At 45.2% G+C, this 19,900-nt stretch carries 23 protein-coding genes; 9 read left to right on the top strand and 14 right to left on the bottom strand.

Features of this window, described 5'->3' with window-relative positions:
- Nucleotides 1-305 precede the first annotated feature (305 nt).
- The 5 genes from FSB75_RS19400 (at nt 306) to FSB75_RS19380 (ending at nt 3,202) form a co-directional block, all read left to right on the top strand.
- Entirely contained in the window at nt 306-1,388 is a 1,083-nt protein-coding gene (locus FSB75_RS19400; protein ID WP_146790868.1) for a fatty acid desaturase family protein, read from the top strand.
- Between the two features lie 140 nt (nt 1,389-1,528).
- Nucleotides 1,529-1,864: a hypothetical protein gene (locus FSB75_RS19395; RefSeq protein ID WP_146790866.1), complete on the top strand. Its 336-nt coding sequence runs from the start codon at nt 1,529-1,531 to the stop codon at nt 1,862-1,864.
- Nucleotides 1,865-1,871: 7 nt separating this feature from the next.
- A complete protein-coding gene (locus tag FSB75_RS19390) occupies nt 1,872-2,183 on the top strand; it encodes a hypothetical protein (RefSeq protein ID WP_146790864.1) in 312 nt (103 codons plus the stop codon).
- A 144-nt stretch (nt 2,184-2,327) separates the two neighbouring features.
- Nucleotides 2,328-2,669: a hypothetical protein gene (locus FSB75_RS19385; RefSeq protein WP_146790862.1), complete on the top strand. Its 342-nt coding sequence runs from the start codon at nt 2,328-2,330 to the stop codon at nt 2,667-2,669.
- A gap of 59 nt (nt 2,670-2,728) precedes the next feature.
- Nucleotides 2,729-3,202 carry a hypothetical protein gene (locus FSB75_RS19380; RefSeq protein ID WP_146790860.1) on the top strand — a complete coding sequence of 158 codons (474 nt, stop codon included), beginning with the start codon at nt 2,729-2,731 and terminating at the stop codon, nt 3,200-3,202.
- A 111-nt stretch (nt 3,203-3,313) separates the two neighbouring features.
- Here FSB75_RS19380 and FSB75_RS19375 read toward each other — a convergent pair whose 3' ends face one another.
- Nucleotides 3,314-3,745 (bottom strand): hypothetical protein, encoded by a 432-nt coding sequence (locus FSB75_RS19375; protein ID WP_146790858.1) that lies wholly within the window; start codon nt 3,743-3,745, stop codon nt 3,314-3,316.
- 179 nt (nt 3,746-3,924) lie between these two features.
- On the opposite strand from FSB75_RS19375, the gene FSB75_RS19370 reads away from it, so the two are divergent.
- Nucleotides 3,925-5,403, top strand: coding sequence for a glycoside hydrolase family 130 protein (locus FSB75_RS19370; protein ID WP_146790856.1), 1,479 nt, complete (start codon nt 3,925-3,927; stop codon nt 5,401-5,403).
- Here FSB75_RS19370 and FSB75_RS19365 read toward each other — a convergent pair.
- The 3 genes from FSB75_RS19365 to FSB75_RS19355 form a co-directional block, all read right to left on the bottom strand.
- Nucleotides 5,400-6,410: a glycosyltransferase family 4 protein gene (locus FSB75_RS19365; protein ID WP_146790854.1), complete on the bottom strand. Its 1,011-nt coding sequence runs from the start codon at nt 6,408-6,410 to the stop codon at nt 5,400-5,402. The two genes, FSB75_RS19370 and FSB75_RS19365, sit on opposite strands and share 4 nt — an antisense overlap.
- Nucleotides 6,407-8,644: a glycosyltransferase family 4 protein gene (locus FSB75_RS19360; RefSeq protein WP_146790852.1), complete on the bottom strand. Its 2,238-nt coding sequence runs from the start codon at nt 8,642-8,644 to the stop codon at nt 6,407-6,409. The genes FSB75_RS19365 and FSB75_RS19360 overlap by 4 nt, the downstream gene beginning before the upstream one ends.
- Before the next feature lie 94 nt (nt 8,645-8,738).
- Nucleotides 8,739-9,002 carry a hypothetical protein gene (locus FSB75_RS19355; RefSeq protein WP_146790850.1) on the bottom strand — a complete coding sequence of 88 codons (264 nt, stop codon included), beginning with the start codon at nt 9,000-9,002 and terminating at the stop codon, nt 8,739-8,741.
- Nucleotides 9,003-9,312: 310 nt separating this feature from the next.
- On the opposite strand from FSB75_RS19355, the gene FSB75_RS22415 reads away from it, so the two are divergent.
- The gene (locus tag FSB75_RS22415; protein WP_146792048.1) at nt 9,313-9,546 is read left to right on the top strand and encodes a LytTR family DNA-binding domain-containing protein; all 234 of its coding nucleotides are present in this window, start codon (nt 9,313-9,315) and stop codon (nt 9,544-9,546) included.
- On the opposite strand, the gene FSB75_RS19345 is transcribed toward FSB75_RS22415, so the two are convergent.
- Nucleotides 9,494-9,727, bottom strand: a complete 234-nt coding sequence (locus FSB75_RS19345; RefSeq protein ID WP_146790848.1) for a hypothetical protein — start codon at nt 9,725-9,727, stop codon at nt 9,494-9,496. The two genes, FSB75_RS22415 and FSB75_RS19345, sit on opposite strands and share 53 nt — an antisense overlap.
- Nucleotides 9,728-10,140: 413 nt before the next feature.
- Here FSB75_RS19345 and FSB75_RS19340 point away from each other — a divergent pair, with 413 nt between their 5' ends.
- Nucleotides 10,141-10,677 (top strand): nuclear transport factor 2-like protein, encoded by a 537-nt coding sequence (locus FSB75_RS19340; RefSeq protein ID WP_146790846.1) that lies wholly within the window; start codon nt 10,141-10,143, stop codon nt 10,675-10,677.
- Between the two features lie 194 nt (nt 10,678-10,871).
- Entirely contained in the window at nt 10,872-11,123 is a 252-nt protein-coding gene (locus FSB75_RS19335; protein WP_146790844.1) for a hypothetical protein, read from the top strand.
- 329 nt (nt 11,124-11,452) lie between these two features.
- Here FSB75_RS19335 and FSB75_RS19330 read toward each other — a convergent pair whose 3' ends face one another.
- From FSB75_RS19330 to FSB75_RS19290, 9 genes are all read right to left on the bottom strand, one after another.
- The gene (locus FSB75_RS19330) at nt 11,453-12,010 is read right to left on the bottom strand and encodes a DUF1003 domain-containing protein (RefSeq protein WP_146790842.1); all 558 of its coding nucleotides are present in this window, start codon (nt 12,008-12,010) and stop codon (nt 11,453-11,455) included.
- 207 nt (nt 12,011-12,217) lie between these two features.
- Nucleotides 12,218-12,625 carry a fasciclin domain-containing protein gene (locus tag FSB75_RS19325; RefSeq protein WP_146790840.1) on the bottom strand — a complete coding sequence of 136 codons (408 nt, stop codon included), beginning with the start codon at nt 12,623-12,625 and terminating at the stop codon, nt 12,218-12,220.
- Between the two features lie 532 nt (nt 12,626-13,157).
- Complete coding sequence (locus tag FSB75_RS19320; RefSeq protein ID WP_146790838.1) at nt 13,158-13,910, bottom strand: hypothetical protein; 753 nt, start codon at nt 13,908-13,910, stop codon at nt 13,158-13,160.
- A gap of 107 nt (nt 13,911-14,017) precedes the next feature.
- Nucleotides 14,018-14,521 (bottom strand): hypothetical protein, encoded by a 504-nt coding sequence (locus FSB75_RS19315; protein WP_146790836.1) that lies wholly within the window; start codon nt 14,519-14,521, stop codon nt 14,018-14,020.
- A 361-nt stretch (nt 14,522-14,882) separates the two neighbouring features.
- Nucleotides 14,883-15,908 carry a prenyltransferase/squalene oxidase repeat-containing protein gene (locus FSB75_RS19310; RefSeq protein ID WP_146790834.1) on the bottom strand — a complete coding sequence of 342 codons (1,026 nt, stop codon included), beginning with the start codon at nt 15,906-15,908 and terminating at the stop codon, nt 14,883-14,885.
- Between the two features lie 11 nt (nt 15,909-15,919).
- Nucleotides 15,920-16,984: an ankyrin repeat domain-containing protein gene (locus tag FSB75_RS19305; protein ID WP_146790832.1), complete on the bottom strand. Its 1,065-nt coding sequence runs from the start codon at nt 16,982-16,984 to the stop codon at nt 15,920-15,922.
- Between the two features lie 143 nt (nt 16,985-17,127).
- Nucleotides 17,128-17,403, bottom strand: coding sequence for a hypothetical protein (locus tag FSB75_RS19300; protein ID WP_146790830.1), 276 nt, complete (start codon nt 17,401-17,403; stop codon nt 17,128-17,130).
- Nucleotides 17,403-18,059 (bottom strand): hypothetical protein, encoded by a 657-nt coding sequence (locus tag FSB75_RS19295; protein WP_146790828.1) that lies wholly within the window; start codon nt 18,057-18,059, stop codon nt 17,403-17,405. The genes FSB75_RS19300 and FSB75_RS19295 overlap by 1 nt, the downstream gene beginning before the upstream one ends.
- A 70-nt stretch (nt 18,060-18,129) precedes the next feature.
- Nucleotides 18,130-18,822 carry a TIR domain-containing protein gene (locus FSB75_RS19290; protein ID WP_146790826.1) on the bottom strand — a complete coding sequence of 231 codons (693 nt, stop codon included), beginning with the start codon at nt 18,820-18,822 and terminating at the stop codon, nt 18,130-18,132.
- Nucleotides 18,823-19,900 lie beyond the last annotated feature (1,078 nt).

The raw sequence follows: 19,900 nt of genomic DNA, 5'->3' as shown, positions 1-19,900 counted from the left end.
TCAAGGCGGTATTAAACGCTTGCTGTTCTGAACACACCATCAAAGAACAAGTTCTTTTTGGAATGATCTCTTTCAATTCTCCCAAGATGATGTTCCGTACATAATGTGTTGTTCAAAAGATATTTCCAAATGATTTACGAGCTTGTTGAACTAAATAAGAACTCTTTTTCGTTCGGATTACTGTTAATGTTTGCTTGCGGGATAGGTCATGCATCTCAGATGAACTACCTTCAGGCAAGCCAGGTGTGCTCCGCCAACGAAAGAAACAGTTTTCGTTGTCTTTGCTTAATCGCCTTCAACCATGCATGAAAATAAAGTTCAACAACGCGAATCCTGTTTTTTTTCAATCGTTGAAAAAGGAAGTAGAATTTTACTTTGAACAGAAGCAAATCCCGAAAACGGGAAATTGGAAGTTATACGGTAAGGCCGTTGTTGTGATTTCTTTTTCCTTTTTGCTTTACCTGTTTCTTCTGCTCGGTCATTATTCCGGGTTGGTCGGTATGTTGCTTAGTCTTTTGTTGGGTTTAGCGCTTATCAGCACTGCGTTCAATGTGATGCACGATGCGTGTCACAACAGCTTCTCGAGCAAAAAATGGGTGAACAACCTGATGGGATTAACCATGAATGCTTTGGGGGGCAATGCCTTACTTTGGAAAATCAAGCACAACATCATTCATCACACGTACACAAACATCGACGGTGTGGATGATGATCTGGCAAGCGGTGCATGGCTGCGGCTCTGCGCTGCACAAAAATGGCGACCGCTGCACCGCTTTCAATATCTCTACATGTTCTTTCTTTACGCCATCAGCACGTTTGCATGGATGATGGTCTTTGATTTTGTCAAGTACTTCTCCAAGCGAATCCATACCACCTCCATTACGCGTATAGAACCAAAAGAACACGTCATTTTCTGGGCTAGTAAAGCGTTGTATGTTTTCTTTTATGGGTTGCTGCCTGTTTACTTTGTCGGATGGCAGGCCTGGTTGATCGGCTTCGCCATCGTTCACTTCACCATGGGCCTCGTGATGTCCATTATATTTCAGTTGGCGCACGTGGTGGAAAAAACGAATTTTTATTCGGCACAGGAACAAAGCAGTTTTCCCACAGGCTCATGGGCCGAACACGAAGTTCTTACAACGACGGATTTTGCGCAAAACAACAAGTTGCTTTCCTGGGCCATTGGCGGGCTTAACTTCCAAATTGAGCACCATCTCTTTCCAACGATTTCGCACGTTCATTATCCGGCAATCAGTAAGATTGTGGAAGAGCAATGTCGTAAATTTTCCCTGCCTTATCACACTTATCCCACAATGCGGCAGGCCATTGCTTCCCATATCCGGCTAATGAAAGAATTGGGGGGAAAGTCATTTCAGCTCGCTGGTTAATTTGTTTATCAAACGCAGGCGATGGTCGGCGGCGGCCGTTCACAAGTCTTGCCTTTATCAACGGCAGTGCAAGTCGACTCGTTGCACCGTTCTCAATAACGCCTCCTTCTTCGTTCACTTCGGTAATTTATCATTCATTTATGCCAACCTATCAAAAGTTCCGTGTCGGTGAATCGAACAGTTTTGACCCTGCAAGTTTTCCGGAATTGCAGCCTTGTCTTCAACAAATTGTAGCGCAACTGAACAGAGAATCTGCAGGACCAAAAACCGAGATGCTGCTGTCTTTTGTGAAGGACCATCGCATAAAATCGCAGCTGGTAGCCGATCATCCGGCTTTGGCCAATTTAATCAGTACAAAATCGTTGCCCCTCGCCGTATTGGAAGACTTGTTTGAATCGAGCAGAACAAATCCATCGTTTAGAAACGATCTCGAAAAATTCGTCTCTGCGTATTTCGCCGCTGCGCCTCTTTATTGACAACACCATGAAAGTAGACTCACCGTTTCTTGTACCGATAACAAACGAAATCTCGCTGGTTACCATACCGGTGGAGCACTTTCGGTCTTGCCGTGTGATCACAAACGAAAACGTTTCTTTCCGCATGTTTCGCGACGGCGACAGGTTTAAAGCCGTGCCGCAAATTTCTGCTGACGAACGCCGCACGGCCGGCATTACGGAAGAACTGGTTTTTGTTTATCGCAGCCAGGTTATAACGTCGGCAAACAACACCAGCGACGAAGCAATGAACGTAATTAAGAACATCACTTTGGAACTGGAAGCGCAGGAGCTTCTTTGAGATACCGGAAAAATTTAGCGTGCCCCCTGTACATAAACTCATTTAGCCAACAGCATCAAATTTAAAAATTACAATATGATACCTTGCCGTGAACTTCGCATCGGAAATTATGTCCTTGTTGATCAAAAGATAAAACAGGTTTCCATGATCGACAACGCTTCTTCGCCAACAGCTGGAGTAACACCGGATGCAAAAGCAGAAGAAACAGAAACCGACTTGCCGTATTCCCTCGAACGCCTTCAGCCCGTGCCTTTAAGTGACGCGGTACTGAAACAGTGCAGGTTTGTGTACCACGAGTATTTTAAATTCTGGCAACTGATCACCGGCCAGGACGAGAGCCGCTCGGAAATGGACATTGACGGCGACTACAACGTCATTGATTTTATGCGAAAACCCTTGGTGAAAAAAGTAGCTTCTCTTCACCAACTGCAAAACATTTATTTTATGCTCAAAGGGAAGGAGCTGGCCTTTCAGGAAAATGCATAGCGTTTTGCCGGAATGTTGTTCAATCCTTTCAACGGCAACGAACAACCATAAAGAAGTATATGATAAATACAAAACAATTAAGAGCGGGCAATTGGGTAATGAAAATCCTTACCACCAAAACCGACGTTAACGCTTTTTACGAATACAAGGTCATCGGCGAAGACGAATATTATTTTACGTTCGCCAACGTTTATTTTCCCATTGCTCTGGCGCCGGATATTTTGGGCAAAAGTGGCTTTCAACACAGCTTCGGCGATTGGTACAAAAACACCGAAGCCGAAGGCATTGATGGCGGCATTCCTTTTCTGCGCTTTAAACACAAAACAGGACAATGGTATCTTTTTGATCATCCACTTCCCTTTCAGCCACAGTACCTTCACCAATTGCAAAACCTTTATTACGGCCTGACACAAAAAGAATTGGTCGTTGCCCTTGGACCGTTTGCCAATACCGAAGCAGCCAACCGGACTTACTCCTCCGTTGTTACGCAGCGGAAGCTTTTCATTGCAACGCCGGCCGCGGTTATTGCGTAAATAATATAGCGTAGTGCAACGGGTAAGGCTTTATCAATTTTGATTGGCCGGCCAAAGCAAAAATTGACTTTCCTTGCCGCCGGGGCGAGGATTCAATAAAGTAAGTCAACATCACTTTTCGAAATAGAGGAAATTAAAATCGGTCATCAGTGCGTTCAGTTTTACCCACGCCGTTTTGTCTTCTGCATGGCTGTTGTTCAACGCCATTCGGATCGATTGGCAATTGCTGGAGAATAACTTTTGCAAGGCAAGGTTGCCGGAAATAATTGAAGGATCGGAAGCAGTTTTTATGTTGTTTTGAAGCACCTCCATTTCCGCTCTTTCTTTTTCGGGATTAATCGTTTCAGCCGAGAGAAACTTTGCCTGTAATCGTTGCAGTTGCAGGACTAATGCGGATGTGCTTTGCGGCCCTTTGGTAAATTTTATGCAGGTTGCAACCATCAGCACCAACAAGCCAACCACAAGTGCAATCATCAAGAGCGGCGGAAAGGCCAGTGAAAGAAGTTGCTTGTTCTGGAACAAGGTTAACGGGTTTCTTTTCATCTGGTTATTCCTGCATCGTTTCATGCAACAGAGGTACGCCATTCACTCCGCTCCAACGGTTTTATTTCAACTGCGCGACAAACTACCTGCGCAGGGTCTGCGGATTTAAGGCTACATTGACGGCATTATAAACCCATCGCACCGCCCGGTTGTGCTGTTTCTATTTTTCAATTCATTTCATGCTGGTTACAGTTGACAAAAAAAACGTCTTGTTCAAACCCGATTCAAGCCGTGTCATTGCCCGCTATTTGTCCACTAGCCGCGAACGCAGTGTTGCCTTAATCAAACGAGTTTTGTCGTTGTCAAAAAAAGAACAAGCCGAAACATTGACGCAGGTGTTGCGTGATTACTCAAAGCGACACCGCAGCATTTCGGCAGTCTTTGAAAAACATTTCGACAAGCTATCAGATACGATAGCAGAAATGGATATACATGAGTACAAATTCAGCGCAACGGAAAAGTTGTTGATTGGCGCTTATTTCACCATGGAATATTCGATAGAAGCCGCGGCTTTCTTTAATCCATCCATTGTGGAGGACCTTGACCAATCAGACCTTGGCCCAAACGAAAAAAGAGTGGTGTTGAGTTTTCGGGCCACCGGCGAAGGACACATTTCTTCGGTGGTGTTTCGCTCGGGCATCATTGATGCAGCCAACGAAATACGACTGGAGCCGCCGGGCAAAATGCTGGAGTCGCCTAAGCAAGTGAAGAATCATGTGTACCACAAAAGCTCGTTTGTGAGTAAACTGGAAGAAATGCAGGCAGGCGGCAGCAAGGTTTATCCGTTGATGATGCAAAAGCTGACCGACACCTTCACTTACGAGGAACTAAAACGTTACGTGGAAGAAACAAGAACCCAGGCGCAGGACAACATTCAAAACACTGTGTTGCTGAACGAAATGATGTGGCTTGCTTCTTCGCATTACGAGATGGATTTCTCTGTTGATACTGATATTTCGGAACGGGTGATTTTTCCGATTGCCGATACGGAAATTAAAGGCATTGAAGACGCACGGTTTGTACGGTTCACCGATGAGAAAGGTGACATTTCTTATTACGCTACGTACACTGCATATGACGGCGTTGCCATCCTGCCAAAAATTTTAATGACGAAAGATTTTTATCATTTCAAAGTAATGCCGGTTCACGGTGAGGTGGCGCAGAACAAAGGCATGGCGCTGTTCCCCCGAAAAATAAACGGGCAATACGCCATGCTTTGCCGCATTGATGGCGTGAACAATTACATTGCTTTTTCCGACAACATCAATGTGTGGCGCAAAGCCACGCTTTTGCAAACGCCGAAATATCCCTGGGAATTTGTGCAGATGGGCAATTGCGGTTCGCCCATTGAAACAACAGAAGGATGGCTGGTGATCACTCACGGCGTAGGGCCTGTAAGAGAATATTCACTTGGTATTTCGTTGCTCGATCTTGAAGACCCGATGAAAGAAATCGGCCGCTTGCAAACGCCATTGATTGTGCCCAACGAACGGGAACGGGAAGGTTACGTGCCCAACGTTGTTTATTCCTGCGGCGCCATTGTTCACAACAACTACCTTGTTATTCCTTATGCCATGTCGGATTATGCATCAACTTACGCCACGGTTTATCTGCCAGAATTGTTGGCAGCGTTAAAGGAAACCGCAGCCAGGGATTAAGCCTTCAAAATTTGTTCGTACAGATTCAAGTAGGCATTTGTCATTTTTTCTTTGGAAAACATTTTCACTGCCCACTCGCGGCATGCTGCACGATTGATGGTTGAAAGCTGAGCAACCGATGCTACTGCTTCTTCTTCATCCTTTACAACAAAGCCTGTTTGTTCATGTTGAATTAATTCCGGCATTGAACCACGGTCAAAGGCAATCACCGGCGTGCCGCAACACATAGCTTCCGCCACACTTAAGCCAAAGGGCTCTTCAAAAGAAATGAGGTGCAACAAAGCGGCTGCTTTTCCCAACAGTTCATTTCGCTGGGCAGGACCGCAATTGCCAACGTAAACAACGTGCTTGTCATCAATGAAGGGAAGAATATGTTTGTTGAAATAATCCGCATCCTGTACTAAACCTGCGATGATTAATTTTCTTCCGCAACGCTTTGCTACTTCAATGGCTTCGCGGGTGCCTTTTTCGGGATGAATGCGGCCAAAGAAAAGCAGGTAATCCTTCGCCTTTTCAACAAACGAAAATTCAGCGCTGTTGATGCCGTTGTAAACCGTTGCCATATAATTTAATTCCGGATGGCGGTTCGAATTGCTGATGGAAACGTAGTGACTGTTGCTGTTGTATTTTTTGTACACCGGCACAATCAGCGGAGAAGAAAAGCCGTGTATCGTTGTTAGCACCGGCGTCTTCACCAGCTTTGAATATGTCAAGGGCAAAAAATCATAATGGTTATGAATGATATCAAACTCGCCTGCCCTTTCAAACAAGTGACTGATGTGCAGACACTCTTCCACCTTCACATCAACTGCTGAATTCTCTCCGTATGGTTTCTCGCATGTGTATTCCAACTTTCCGCCTGTAACTGAATCACCCGTTGCAAAAAGCGTAACGTCTAAACCCTTTGCCACAAGGCCTTCGGCGATGTTCGACGCCACTTGTTCCCAAGGCCCGTAAAGTCGCGGCGGCGTTCGCCAGGCAATGGGCGAAAGAATGGCAATTTTCACGCTTGTTCCATTTTGTAAACGTCATCAAAAGCTGATAAGACAGTCAGATGCGCAATGAGATAAGCCAGTGTGCTTTCAGCGCCCTGGTTTCGATTGACGCCGTAGTTTTCCAATCCATCGCAACAGCCTTTTGTTTCAAAATCGTAAAGGCTCATGCGCAAATCGTTCTCGCCCAAAAACCACATGAAAGAGGTAAAGAGTTGGTTCAGGTACGACTTGTCTTTTGTAAGATGATATGCTTCGTGAAACATCAACACCATCGCCAACGCATCAATCGGTTGCTGCGCAAAGCGTGACTGTGTGCCGTCTTTGCGGTACCATTGCTCGTTGCCAACCACAGAAAGAAAACCATCTTTCAACGTAATCGACGAGAGAAAATTCATGCTTTCGATGGCTGTATCAACAATACGTTCTTCTTTTAGAATTGACGCAGCATGCAGCAAGGCAAGGGGCAACATGGCGTTGTCATAAGCTAGCAAACTTTCAAACCAATGCCAGTCTGCGGTGCGGTGTTGCGCATACTCTGCCACAAGCGTATAGGCCATTCGCCGAAGCACACCAATCATGCCTTCATCGTTTGCGTTGCGTTTCAGGTAGTAGCTTATGCCAATCATCGTGTTGGCAATGCTGCGGATTGATTTGAGTTTTTCAAAGTTTGGTGCGGCTTCAAAAAAGATTTCCTTGCCCGATTGATAATAGGCATCATTCGGTGCATTGGCCAGTAAATAGCCAAGCGACCAAATGGCGCGGCCAAACGAATCTTCCGAGCCAACATCGTCCAGAAAAGCGCGGCTAAAACTCAAGAAATTTCGAAAGGTGCCATCGCTGTTTTGCATGTAATGAATGTAGCTGAGGTAGATGGGCGAAAGTTCCAACGCAAGCGGCAACCGTTTTTGTTTGTAGGCCATAAGCACCATTAACAAGGCCCTTGCATTGTCATCCAAACAATAACCCTCCTTCAAATTGGGAATGCCAAATTTTGCGTGCTGGATGATGCCCGTGTCATCGGTCATTCGTTTGATGTGATCGAGCAAGAACGGAGGAAGCATCAAGGGGTCAAGCGCAATGTCTTTTTCGGGCGGCGCTTCACGGGCCGCTTGCAGAATTTCTTCCGCGAGATTGCTGTACCGCACACCGGCCTTTGGCCAGGTGATTTTCTGCCCGTAAGCAAAGGCGTTTTTGCGTAGGGTTTTTAATTCATCAGGATGGTCAAACAGGTCCATGAGAATGGTTGCAAGACTATCTGAATCGTTGAAGTTGAAAAGCTTTCCACGTTCGTCGGCCAGCAATTCTTCCGCGTGCCAGTAAGGTGTTGAAAGCACGGCTGCGCCGGCACCAACAGCGTAAGACAAAGTGCCACTGGTAATTTGCGCTTCGTTGAGGTAAGGCGTGATGTAAATATCCGCAGCGTATAAGTATTGAAACAATTCTTTCTCGCTGATAAACTCGTTGAGGAAGATGACGTGTTTTTCGAGTTGTAGTTTTTTTACTAGTAATTGCAAGTAAACGCGGTATTCTTCGCCGGAGTGACGCAACACAGCCGGATGTGTTTTCCCAATGACAACATAAACAGTTTCTGGATATTTTTTGACAAGCGAAGGCAAGGCTTTGATAACGGTTTCGATGCCTTTGTTGCGACTGATAAAACCAAACGTCAGCAACATTTTCTTGCTCTCTAACTTAAACTTTTTCTTCGCCGCTTCGTGATTGAATTGTAAGTCGGGAACGCCGTGTTCAATCAGCACAATTTTGTCGGCGGCAATGGAATAAATATCTGTTAGAAAGTCCACTGCTTTTTGCGTCATCACCACCACTCTCGCAGCCATTTTGCAGATTTCAACAAGGATGGCTTTTTCGTTGTACGAAGGGTTTTTCAATACCGTGTGTAAGGTCACAATCAAGGGCACTTCCAGACGGTGAAGCAAGGGCAAAATATAGATGCCGTTCTGCCCACCAAAGATGCCGTACTCGTGTTCGAGCACACAAACATCGGTGCCGCTTAAATTAATAAAACGTGCTGCTTCGAGATAATCTTCTTGTTGCTCCTGCCTTATTTTAAATTTCACTTCGGCAGGAAAGGCATAGTGTTCTGCCTCGTCATCCATGGCTATCACAATGCCTTCAGCCGCTTCGTTGTTCACGCTTTGTGCGGATACGGCCGAAACTAAATTTTGTGTAAACGTTCCGATGCCGCATTCCCGCGGCGGGTAAGTGCCGATGTAGGCAATTTTCATATCAAATGGTTTGTTTCGTTCACGCAGCGCAACGGTTCTTCATGCTACGTTCAAAAAATTTTACATGCAGGCGCCCTCTTGCAACGCACCTATTTTACTCTTCAGCGCTTAATGAAAACGGCAGGCCCGAGAGTTCGATGAGATTTAAATAATCATCTATTTCGTTAACGGAAAGACAGCGAATGAGCGGCGTGTTGTAAGGCAAAAAACAGTAGGTGATTTCAACGTAGAAATGATCCAGTGAAAATAGCTTGCAAGTGTGTGTGTCTATTTTTCTTTCCAGCAGAAAAATACCGTGATATTTTATCATGGTTTGCTGTACGTAATGCGTTGCATCGCCAAACTGCTCAATGGTCATAAAAAATTATTAACTGACTGTTTCATCACATTGCAGGTGCAGCTGCATTCTGTAAGCCGGGAAGGAAAAGACGGGCTACTTGGAAAGGGAAAAGCGCCTGAAGATAAGCTTTCTGTCTTGGATGAGTTTAATGCGGACGTGCCACCAAAGAAAAGAAACCGCTATTGTTGGCAACGAAGGCTTTGTTTACTTCCGTGACGACCGTAAAAGGACAAAAGTAAACTGCCGTGATATCGTCTATGTGGAAAGTATGAAGGACCAGGTCAAAATAATAAGGGCGGCAGAAAAGCCCTAGTTTGTCAAGCAATCTATTTCTTCGCTTGAAGAAGTTTTACCGGCAAATTTATTACTTCGCATTCACCGCTCCTATATAATTTCATGGAGCAAAATTTCCACCTTCACCAACCACGATGTGGAAAACGGCGGAATAGAAATCCCGATAGGGCGTCTTTATGCTCAATCAAAGGCATTTACACCCATGAAAACACCCATCATTTTTGCATGGCCCAAAAGATTTCCAGTGCCTCTTTTTGGAGTGGAGTAAGATTCGCTGTTGCCTTTCGCTGCTCGGCCTCTTTTTGGATCGTAGCAGCGGACGTCCACGTATACGAGTCGAAGAGTTGCTTGTTTTTAAAAAAGTCGAAAACAAATTTCTGAAACGTTTTTACCTGACTTACTTCTACCTCAGTGCCGTTCTTTAATTGATAGACAATCGGAAAATTCATAACGCTTGCGTTTCTCTAAATATAGACTTAAATGACTCAAAGCTTGAAAAGTAAGGATTGCGAGACGCAAACAATTCACAGAAGAATACTCGCTGTGTTCACTAATTGCGGCAATTTGTGTAACCGCCTTCGTTGAAAACGACTGATTGATCTGTGCAGATTGTCGCAACTAAATTTACGGATTGACAAAAATGTACATGAAGTGACCGAACAATTGCTTTATCCTTTCTTTCCCAAACTGTCTTTCGCAGAAACGGAACAAGAGCAGTACATGCCTTGAGATGCTAACATACACTACAGAAGTTTATCCGCAAAGTCCTGTAAACTTCGCTACCTTACTCCTCCCGCCGCAAACCAGCCAACTTACTCCCTCCCGTTGACGACGCATTCTTTCACCGAATTAAACAAGACAAATGAAACGCATTCTTCTCCTTCCTGCCTTTGCCTTTATCGTCTTTTCCTTTAACGCCAACGCCCAACACAAAAATGTACGGCAAGTAAAAAGCACCAATGCAGAACAACCCTACAAAATTGAAAACAACAATTTGAGTATCGGTAACATGGCCTACGCACAAAAGGTGCTTCGGGCCTGGAAAGACTTTGACAACAATACTTTGGACAATTCAGCTTCCCTTTTTGCAGAGGACATCGTGGCAACTTTCCCCGACGGTACGATGATCAAAGGGAGGGACAGTTTTTTAAAAATGGCAAAGGATGGAAGGAACAGCTTTGCCGGCGTCTCCAGCAGCGTTTCTGCCTGCACAACTCTGAAAACACCCGATCACCCCGAAAGTGAGGCCGTAGCCATCTGGGGCATGGAAACCGACACAAACAAAGACGGAACGGTGAGCAAAAACCACCTGAACGAAATCTGGTTCTTTAACAAAGAAGGAAAGGTCTTCGAGTTTCACCAGATGCTGGCCAAGGATCCCGACGACAAAAAACAGTAAAAGATGACGATGCACCCCTCGCTTTCGGTGGGGGTATTTTTGCGCTGTATACAATGCGTACAGGACAACCTCTATGTCAATATTCCGACACAAGTAAAGCGCGAAAGCCATCTTTGGTGTTGATCTTACCCAATTGATAGATGTGGATGATGTATTTGCTCTTAACTTGGCTACCTTGTACCAAATGAACTTTCATGTTGTTAGATCTTTATAAAACTTTTTGTTTTAGCCGAGATGGAGATATTTATCAAGTCGGTTATGTATTCGAAAAGGCTGTCACCGAAAACGAAGGTGTGCCTCAAACCAATATCTGTTTGACGGTCACCTTTTCAAAAAATCAAAGCGATAACATCATCGATAAAATCAATAAGGCTTCTTCTATCCTATCGCAATCAAATGAAAGCATTGAATCGGACATAAAGATGAAAGTCCTGTCCTACAATTGATTGGTGCTTCTTATTGGATGATGGGCTTTTGTTTTGCAATCTTCTTGACCGGAACGTTATCCGTCGTTTGCATCCGGCTAACGGTAAAAATGAATAGATAAATTACTCTAGAGTTGCAACATTTCAGTCCTGTGGTGACGGAGCGTTAGTCATTTTAAAGGCTTCACCATGAATTTAATTACGATTTCGTTTTCATCTTTTACTCTACTAATTGTCTATGACCAAAAAGCAATGGTTTGTTCTGCCGCTTTGGTTGAATAAAAGCAATCCCGGCGCGAACGATTAAGTTGATAGTACGCGATGAAAATAAACAGCGGACCGCACTGCGATTAATTGTTTTCTTTTCCTTGCAGCTTATCGAGTTTGCGATTGATTTCTTCCAGCATTTCAAACTGCCGGGCTTGCGTTTCGTAAAGTGTTTTAATTTGGTCTTCAATTAGCACGTCCATTTTTTGGTGAAGGCTGCGAATTTGCATTTCAGCTTTCAGGTTAATGAGGTAGTCGTTCTCGCTTCTTATCCTGTCTTTTTCTTCCTGGCGGTTTTGGCTCATTAGAATAACCGGAGCTTGAAGTGCGGCGATGGTTGAAAGAACCAGGTTCATAAGAATAAAAGGATAGGCATCGAAAATACTGCGTTTGGGCGCGAACACGTTGAAGAGTATCCAGGCGACCAGGATAATTCCAAAGAGTATAATAAACTTCCAGCTACCACCGAATAAGGCCACTTTATCAGAGATTTTTTCACCCGGACTGATAATTTCCTTTGGCGGGTGCAGCAAGTTTTCAATTACCAGTTTTTCTTCCTCGATTGTCCGTTGAACAATCAGGTGCAGCTTTGCAATGTGATCGCTTTCATCTTTCAGAAACTGCTCTACTTGGGTTTGCATAACAGCAATTTAAAATTGTGTTCGGATGATGAAAAGAAGCTGGTTCAATGACCTTTTATACAAGTGTTGAAACCCTGTACCTTTTGTTTTGTTTACCAGAAAAGGGTTGTAAAAGGAACCGCTTTCATTTAGACACTTACTCGTCTGTCGGACAATAAAAAAAACCAACTACAAGGGTTCGTAGTTGGTCGTTAAATCGAAAGATGATTAATTGCTTAAGACCGTATCCAGTAAATGTATCACACCGTTAGACGAAGCCACGTCACGGTTTTGAACCGTTGCACCATCAATGCTCACTTTGGCATCTTTCACTTTCACCGAGAGCTTTTTTCCATCTAAGCTTTTCAGCTCGTCGCCGTCTTTGAGGTCTTTAAAATTAATTTTGCCCGCCACCACGTGATGGTTTAACAAGGACGTTAGTTTAAGCTTGTTTTCTGGCTTTAACAGGCTTTCAATTGTTCCGCTTTCCAATTTGCCAAAGGCCATGTCGGAAGGCGCGAAAACAGTGAACGGCCCGGTGCCGCTTAAAACCTGGTCCAATCCTGAAGCAACAATTCCTTTCTTTAGTGTTGTCATGTTCTTTTCAGTGTTGACAACTTGCGTAATGTTTGACATTTTTTCGATTTATCGCCAGTAGAATAACCGGCTTGATGTAATGTAATCTTATTCTAGGCGCCGTGATGTTAAGGCCTTGCTTTGCCGTATTATTTTGTACACAATACAGCAAAGAAAAAACCCTTTCAAAGAAGCGGGCAGCGAACTACGAACCCAATGTAAAAAGGGACTTATCCTTTGGTAAACTCATTATTATGCAGTAGGCTGCAGAATAAACATACTGATACGAACATTTCACCTGCTCCATTTGTACCAAAGATTGCCGGCTCCTCTTATGTCACCGGCCTTTAAGAGAGCAATCTATTATGGCTTGCAAATCCTCAACTTTTAGGTTCGAATTCTTCCCGCTTGCTCCCACCAAGTATTATCGCCGGAAATAACAAGGCGAGTTATTTCCGGCGTAACAACTTCTTCAACACGAGTAGTCTTCCTGGCAGCTACTCGTGTTTTATTATTCTTTAAGTTTACTCTTTTGGGTAGCGCGTCCAACGTATGCAAAGGATGGTTCAGGCGCTTTAAATCTGTTATGCGGTTACCTTACGTAGTTTGACAAGATGGCTGGATTGCGCTCAATTTCTTTTTCAAAAAAGGAAAGAACCTGCGTAGTGATCATAGTGGATTTTGCGTTCAAACCCTCAGTGAAGAATTGAGGGCCGGCGCTCAACTCAATTGCGTTATTAGATAGTTTGACAACTAGAGTTTGAATTGGAACGTGTGCCAGGATTGCCAATCGTTCTGCGAAACGAGAGGCATTGCAGCGTTTCCCTAGAAAGCTCACCCGGCAGTCGTTTAATGTATTGAAAACTTCGGCTTTAATCACAACCCGGCCGCCCTCTTGTAAATACTTAATAAGTTCGCGCAATTCCACTACGCTCCTGCCCTGCCGCTGAATACGCTCCCGCTCGTCGTTCCATTTTCCACCCCCAATGAATAAAGCAAAGTTTTTGTCCAGACACCATTGGACCAGTAACCGCTTCCACGGCGAATGGCAGGTTACAAGGATGCAACCCAGGTGACCGGGTAAAGGCACATTGAAGTTTACCAACCGAAGAACACCTTTTCTTAAGGGCGTACGAACCAAAAGGGACACGATTCGACGAACGAGTCTTGCGTGCCATACCAAACGCAGCCTACTGAATCTTTTGGTGGGCCGTTTTGCAAGATAGACGGGATCGGCTAACAAGCCGGCCTTTATTACAGCACAATGCAGCCCTGCACAGAGAGCGGAAAAAAACCCACACACAGTTAGTAAGAAAAGCAGATATGATGGCTTGTTAACGGACATAGAAGATTAGCGATAGGTTGGTATAGTTTTCTGGGAAAGGCAGGAGAGTATGCAACTTTAAGAAGCGAGGAAAGTTGGAAGGCTTTGTCTACCTTTTGCGGGTTGTCTTACCGGCTTCGCTTGATAGAAAACTCTCCACCCGTCACTGTTTTTTTGATAAGGGTTGCGCCCTCAGGGGCCGTCACAAATTCAAACGTGCCTTTAATGTAGTTGTCGTCAATGTAGCTGATGGTTACTTTTCCGTTGCCGAGTTGTGGCCCAAAAGTTCCTCCATCACCAGCGTAATAGCCGGTTCCATTTTCAAACAACTCCATGCGGGGGCTTGTGGTATAATTTGGGTTGACTGTCCACTCCCCGGTGGCGTTTTGAAAATTGTGTATCTCAATGGAAGTTGACCCTCCGGCCCATGTACCGCCAATAGTGAGGTAAACGGATGAACGGGCGTGTAAGCCTTGGGTGGCGTTTACCACTACACCGTCAACGGCGAGGCGCAAATATTCCGTAACCGGCGGTAGGGCACTTTTCTTGCAGCCCACAAAAACCACAAGGCAAATGCAAACAAGAAGTACGGCCAAAAAGGTTGAAATGCGCGACGGGCTACTCTTTTTCATGGCGTTTAGTTGCGTTACGCTGCAAACTACCCTGACCTACAGGAACCGTAAAATTGAATTGTGCGCAGATGAAAAGCTTGGTTGCAAAATTTGCAAAAAGCAACTGCGTTTGCCGCTTGCGAATTTAGGAGGGCGTTGTTGGCGTTTGCAAGAAACAACACCAAAAGAAACTCAAAAACAAACGCAGAGAGGTCGAACCACCTCGTTCAAGAATTTAAACTCATTACATAGCCTTAAATCGACCGGTTAATATCGCTAATATCATCAAATCTTCTAATAACTGGCTCGACCTTCGTCCGCTCTGCTCCACTCCCGTTATCGCTGGAAATAACATGTTGTTTGTTATTTCCAGCGATAACACCTATTTAGCTGGTAAGGCATCCATTAATGCAAGTGTCGCCCAGTTGGAGGCGGCAGCCGAGATAAATTGGTTTTCATCATAGGGCGGAAAATCAGCATTGAGATATGGCTGAATCGGGTTTGACCGAGTCATGACTATCCAAGCACCGGAAGACTCTTGTGTTTTCAGCAGATACGCTATACCGCGCTGATAGTCGGCATCGTGTTCAAGGATTTGGCTTGACTCCGCTAATGCATAAAGCGCCTGCCCGGTTGCATAAGCATCGCTTTTCAAGGTCGGTAGTTGCGACCATCCACCGTCGCTATTTTGCATAGCATAGAGTCTGTCAGCTACCTTTTTCTTGGCAGCTGCATCGCTGCCGCTCCATGCAAGCCCCAAAAGTTGCATAGCGAGTTCCTGCTGCATGGCCGGCGTCTGTTTCTCGAGCCAAATTCTCGTGAGTTGTACCATCTTTTTTGTTTGCGCCGCTTGTGCTGGCGACGCATAGAGCTGAATGGCGCGAATGGCGAAGGCTGTCAGATGAACGTCGCCACATTCCAAGGGTGGACGCATGTACTCGGCTTTGAAACTTCCATCCGTCAACTGCTGGCTCATGAGGTAGGCTACAGAGACGTCGGTATTAAAATCAGCGGGGTACTTCTCTGCGGCAAGGCCAAGCAAAATATAAGGGGTTATGAACTTTGCCTGAATAAATTGGTTATTAAGGTTTGGATTGCCAATGAAGTGAAGCCCATTGCTCATGGCCATTGTTCGCATTCGGGCAGTTGTATCCACTTCACCCAAGCCTTTGGCTCTCATTTTTTCGGCAATCATCGAAGTCAGTGTATTGTGATGGCAAGAGGCGCACCTGCCCTGCATAATAAATTTGACGCCGCTAGTTTGCAGCAGCGAAAAACTTTTGGTAACGGCCGTTCGGATCGCTTCTGCACTTGGCCTGGGATCTTTCGTGTTCCAACTTACTAAAGCAGTCATTCCTACACCACTCACACAAAGAAGAAGCAAGGCATAAATTATTTTCCGGTTCATGGATGATGGTTTTAGTGTTTCTGTTGCTTGTAATTGGAAAGGATCTCCACGGATTTGGTGTTGCCCTTTTGGCTTGCGTAGAACAAAGCATCCGTAACGTCTGGGGCTTGCATCCCTGGATCGGCACCGTGCTTTATTAAGGCAAGGGTCATCTCTGGATCGTCAACGTTCGCCATTGCAAGGAACATCAACGGCGTATAGCCGCGGGGCGATCTTGCGTTGGGATTAGCACCGTGATCAAGTAAATAGAAAAAAGAAGGTTTGTCGTTGCTGATAGCTGCCCACATAAGAGGTGTAATGCCAATGAGCAGCGGCAATACAGCGTTTTTCGGACTCACGTTTACATCAGCGCCGTGTTCTACCAACATCTGCAGCGTGGAAAAGCAACGATAATTGACGGCGGCATTTACCGGGTAATCACCAAGGAAGGATGTGTCGCTTACACTCACACCGTAGCGGATCAACAGATCAACAATGGCCGTATCACCAGACATGGCGGCGTTGTACATAATATCATTATTGAAGCCACTGCTTCGCGGGCTGCATCCTTTCTCAATAAGCTGTTGCATTAGCCCAGCGCTGCCAGGAATGCCAGCCAGCTTCACTAACACCGTATTGCCTTCGCGGGAACGCACACCTGGCTTGGCGCCTCGCTCTAAAAGAAGGACTGTCTTTTCCTGGTCGGGAACCGCAAGCCATAACGCCGTAATACTGTCCACGTTGCGGTAATTAAGATCGGCACCGTAGTCAAGTAACAATTTTATTTCTTCAGCTGAACCGTTAAGCGCAGCGGCCATCAGTGCGGAATAACTATCCATTACAGCATTGGGATTTGCGCTTGCTTTCAGCAGCACTTCGAGTTTGGCAGCATCCCCCAAGCGAATGGTCTGAAACAACAAGGTTGCTTTTGTGCTATCGGTAGACGCTCCTTGCGTTTTTGCATTGACGATACAAAACAACAGAGCAACGATGAAAAGCAACGTTCGTGAACGAGATTGAACAGCGAGCAACCGTCTTATGAAAGAAGGTTGAAAGGCAAGTGGCTTTTGCTTTTTTGCCAACATGTACTTACTCATAACCGATACAGTTAGTAGATTAAAAAATGTTTTCGCTGATGGGTTTTTAGGTTATCGAGGGTATCCCATTTGCCTTGTTAACGAGGAACGGATCGTGCATTCTACAGCGTATACGATTGCACAGAAAGGCATTAAATCTTATTCTAATATAGATTTTTTAAACCACAATCAACTACTCTTGCCAATAAATTCAATCCTCTCATAGCCGGTTCGACCTTTGTCCGCGCTGCTCCAACCTGGAAAGCCTCCTTTAAAGGGGGCTTTTCTTTTTGTTGACCAGGAATTTGCAAGATTGATTGCCCCAGAACCACCCTTTCACCTCTAAAATGGGTCGCAAAAATGCCAAAGGCACAGTCACCATCATACAAGAAAGAAACCGTATCAGGCTTCGTTGGAGGTGTTTCATTTCTTGACTGCATCAACGGGTTTTCACGTTCACTCTCACTTCGTATTTCGAACCGTCCCCTTTCAAAGTGAACTGCGAAAAATCAGTTCCCCACCCACTCGTTTCCCCGCCTCCATTGGGATTGGCACGCACCAGCCAAGTAGCAGTGCGGGTAAGATCATAACGCATGGCGAAGCCACCGATCCAGTCATCTGAGTTTTTCAGGTTGTAGGTCCCTGTAATGCGCTTCAAAACGCTTTGTATTTGCTCTGAATCAAAGCCGCTTAGAGAGCTATAGCCAGATTCAACTATACGCAACACTTCCGCCCCGAGGTTTGCGTATTGTTCTACCGTACCGTCGTCTTGCTCCATAAGAAGGCAAAGAACCTCCACCCTTTCCGAGCCCATGAGGTCAAAGGAAAAGACATTGTTTTCCGTTCGTGCGTTTTTAAGCTTGTCTCCGTCGTTCATGTCCCAATGCTCGGAAGGCAAACGCACAGAGCCCGTTGACCCGTCACTGTGCCTCCAAACCAAAAGAAGGTAGACTTCGTCTTCTCCTTCCTCTGTGGTTTTAAGGCATCGAATATTTGATAGGTTCAGCACGAAATGCTTGCGCGGAAGCGTTGGATGGATTTGTGCTGCAGCCTGTAAAAAGAAAACTGCAAACAATATTGTCAGAAGTTGCTTCATGTTGGTTGGTTTTTAGTGCTACTTCTGCACTGTGAAAAGGGTGTATGACGCATGGAAGCCTTACATTATGTTAGAATTGGACAGCTTCTGCGAGCAGTTTGCCGCTGCGCGTTGCTTCAATTTCCGTAGCACCGGTGCTTTTAATTAGGCCACTTTCAAGCAGTTTCACAAAGCGCATGCATAGCTTATCGTCCCACGCTGTCGGCATGTCGCCAAAGGTTTTGGCGGCTTGGTTGGAAGGCATGCTCGTATCCTTACAGGAATTCAGCAGCTTCAAATCGTTTGTCGTGAAGTCTGAAACTTGGGCCTTGGCTGTGTTGAGCACAAGGTCAGCGATGGTGGTTACAATGGGCCCAAAAGACCTGCGCAGATTGCCATCGGAGCGCTGTGGATCCACTTTCAACGTCGTTATGCCGTCTAAATCTGAAGGTAGCCGCACGGGTTGTTCCGTGCTTTGGACGATGAAGCAACGGCTGCGGCCCAGGATCCCAATAAACACGCCCAGTTCAAACAAAACGTTGTCCCGTACGACATTAAACAATTCACCACGGATGGTAAGTTGGCCGTCAGGGGCAAACACAAAAATCCCAAAGTCAGAGCCTTTCGCCTCCCGAAGCAACGCTTCAAGGTTGTACTGACCCGCCCCGTGCGCCTCACGAGACCAAAGCGTTGGCTCAAAACCCTCACCGGCAAGATTGACTTCCAGTGCTTTTGCAATCGACGAATGTTCTGAGGATGAACTAAGAAAGATTCGAATTTTCATAAACCGTCAATTTTGTAATTAGAGGAAGTCTTGCATCAAAACATATTACTCAAATTTACATTTTAAAGGGAAAGGCTATTCGTAAATAATTGCCCAAGCTCCTTCGTTGTTTTTATTTAAGAAACAGCCGCTAACAGTACAGCTTTTAAAATTCTAAGGGGACATTGATTACATCTGTGTCTGCAATAATCTTGGAAAGGGATTGAGTCAACGGCAAAGTTATAACTTGGTAAGTGCAGTATATTCTCTTTTGCAGGGCTACTTGTGCCAGGCGATCCATAAATGCACCTGCTTAGTAGTGTAAATCGAGCGAGTAAACCTTCGATACACTGAAGGTTTTGGAATCAAGTCGAAAGAACACCGGACAAAGGTCGAACCACTTCTCTCTTACTGCCAAAAACCCCTAAAGGCTGAATTTCAATTTACTAGCTTAGCTAATATTAATAAATCGCTCAATAACTGGTTCGACCTTTGTCCGCTCTGCTCCACCAAAAAGCCTTCGTTTAGAGGGCTTTTTGCTTTTTATAGGCCCAAGATTTCATCGCTTAGCACCCAAACCCTGCCCTTTCACTTTAAAATTGGGTCGGAAATGGGTCGGAAAAACACGAAAGGTTCGGTTACCATACTTCAAGACGGGAACCGCATCCGGTTAAGATGGCGACATCAAAGAAAAAGATACTCTCTCAATTTGTTTGACCACAGTAATGCAAACTTGGTTCAGGCTAGAAAGATTGCCCTCAGAATTGAAAGCGATTTGGTAACTGAGTGCGCATTAGCTTCCTTTCAACGTTGGTCCAAGCCTTGTTCCATTTGACCGCTTTTCCATAGCTAGGTTAGCTATTTGTTATTTCGCTTGGAGAAAGAATGGAATCCTCTTTTTAAAAAGAACCTGACCAATGTAGCTTTACTTCGCAAGTCGAGTGAGCTAACCCAAGAAGTAATACGGAATCGCCCTCTTGCTTCTACTGTTGTATGCCAAACCGCCAAGATGAACAACCCACTGGATAACGTCGCGCTTTCGTATCATTTTACTCGCTGAACCTTTTCATGCGAAAAAGCTGCTTCAAGATTTTCTTTA

Origin of the sequence: Flavisolibacter ginsenosidimutans (assembly GCF_007970805.1) — a bacterium.
In the GTDB taxonomy this organism is placed as follows: domain Bacteria; phylum Bacteroidota; class Bacteroidia; order Chitinophagales; family Chitinophagaceae; genus Flavisolibacter; species Flavisolibacter ginsenosidimutans.
Note: the sequence above shows the minus strand (reverse complement) of the source record. Positions and strands in the feature narration are given on the sequence as shown.

What these genes read in the sequence shown, in the direction of transcription:
- FSB75_RS19370 (WP_146790856.1), top strand. Translation starts at nt 3,925, where the DNA reads ATGCTGGTTACAGTTGACAAAAAAAACGTCTTGTTCAAACCCGATTCA.
- FSB75_RS19315 (WP_146790836.1), bottom strand. Translation starts at nt 14,521, where the DNA reads ATGAAAAAGAGTAGCCCGTCGCGCATTTCAACCTTTTTGGCCGTACTT.
- FSB75_RS19340 (WP_146790846.1), top strand. Translation starts at nt 10,141, where the DNA reads ATGAAACGCATTCTTCTCCTTCCTGCCTTTGCCTTTATCGTCTTTTCC.
- FSB75_RS19295 (WP_146790828.1), bottom strand. Translation starts at nt 18,059, where the DNA reads ATGAAGCAACTTCTGACAATATTGTTTGCAGTTTTCTTTTTACAGGCT.
- FSB75_RS19330 (WP_146790842.1), bottom strand. Translation starts at nt 12,010, where the DNA reads ATGCAAACCCAAGTAGAGCAGTTTCTGAAAGATGAAAGCGATCACATT.
- FSB75_RS19300 (WP_146790830.1), bottom strand. Translation starts at nt 17,403, where the DNA reads ATGCAGTCAAGAAATGAAACACCTCCAACGAAGCCTGATACGGTTTCT.
- FSB75_RS19310 (WP_146790834.1), bottom strand. Translation starts at nt 15,908, where the DNA reads ATGAACCGGAAAATAATTTATGCCTTGCTTCTTCTTTGTGTGAGTGGT.
- FSB75_RS19360 (WP_146790852.1), bottom strand. Translation starts at nt 8,644, where the DNA reads ATGAAAATTGCCTACATCGGCACTTACCCGCCGCGGGAATGCGGCATC.
- FSB75_RS19355 (WP_146790850.1), bottom strand. Translation starts at nt 9,002, where the DNA reads ATGACCATTGAGCAGTTTGGCGATGCAACGCATTACGTACAGCAAACC.
- FSB75_RS19380 (WP_146790860.1), top strand. Translation starts at nt 2,729, where the DNA reads ATGATAAATACAAAACAATTAAGAGCGGGCAATTGGGTAATGAAAATC.
- FSB75_RS19390 (WP_146790864.1), top strand. Translation starts at nt 1,872, where the DNA reads ATGAAAGTAGACTCACCGTTTCTTGTACCGATAACAAACGAAATCTCG.
- FSB75_RS19305 (WP_146790832.1), bottom strand. Translation starts at nt 16,984, where the DNA reads ATGAGTAAGTACATGTTGGCAAAAAAGCAAAAGCCACTTGCCTTTCAA.
- FSB75_RS19385 (WP_146790862.1), top strand. Translation starts at nt 2,328, where the DNA reads ATGATCGACAACGCTTCTTCGCCAACAGCTGGAGTAACACCGGATGCA.
- FSB75_RS19320 (WP_146790838.1), bottom strand. Translation starts at nt 13,910, where the DNA reads ATGTCCGTTAACAAGCCATCATATCTGCTTTTCTTACTAACTGTGTGT.
- FSB75_RS19335 (WP_146790844.1), top strand. Translation starts at nt 10,872, where the DNA reads ATGTTGTTAGATCTTTATAAAACTTTTTGTTTTAGCCGAGATGGAGAT.
- FSB75_RS19400 (WP_146790868.1), top strand. Translation starts at nt 306, where the DNA reads ATGAAAATAAAGTTCAACAACGCGAATCCTGTTTTTTTTCAATCGTTG.
- FSB75_RS19325 (WP_146790840.1), bottom strand. Translation starts at nt 12,625, where the DNA reads ATGTCAAACATTACGCAAGTTGTCAACACTGAAAAGAACATGACAACA.
- FSB75_RS19290 (WP_146790826.1), bottom strand. Translation starts at nt 18,822, where the DNA reads ATGAAAATTCGAATCTTTCTTAGTTCATCCTCAGAACATTCGTCGATT.
- FSB75_RS19375 (WP_146790858.1), bottom strand. Translation starts at nt 3,745, where the DNA reads ATGAAAAGAAACCCGTTAACCTTGTTCCAGAACAAGCAACTTCTTTCA.
- FSB75_RS19395 (WP_146790866.1), top strand. Translation starts at nt 1,529, where the DNA reads ATGCCAACCTATCAAAAGTTCCGTGTCGGTGAATCGAACAGTTTTGAC.
- FSB75_RS19345 (WP_146790848.1), bottom strand. Translation starts at nt 9,727, where the DNA reads ATGAATTTTCCGATTGTCTATCAATTAAAGAACGGCACTGAGGTAGAA.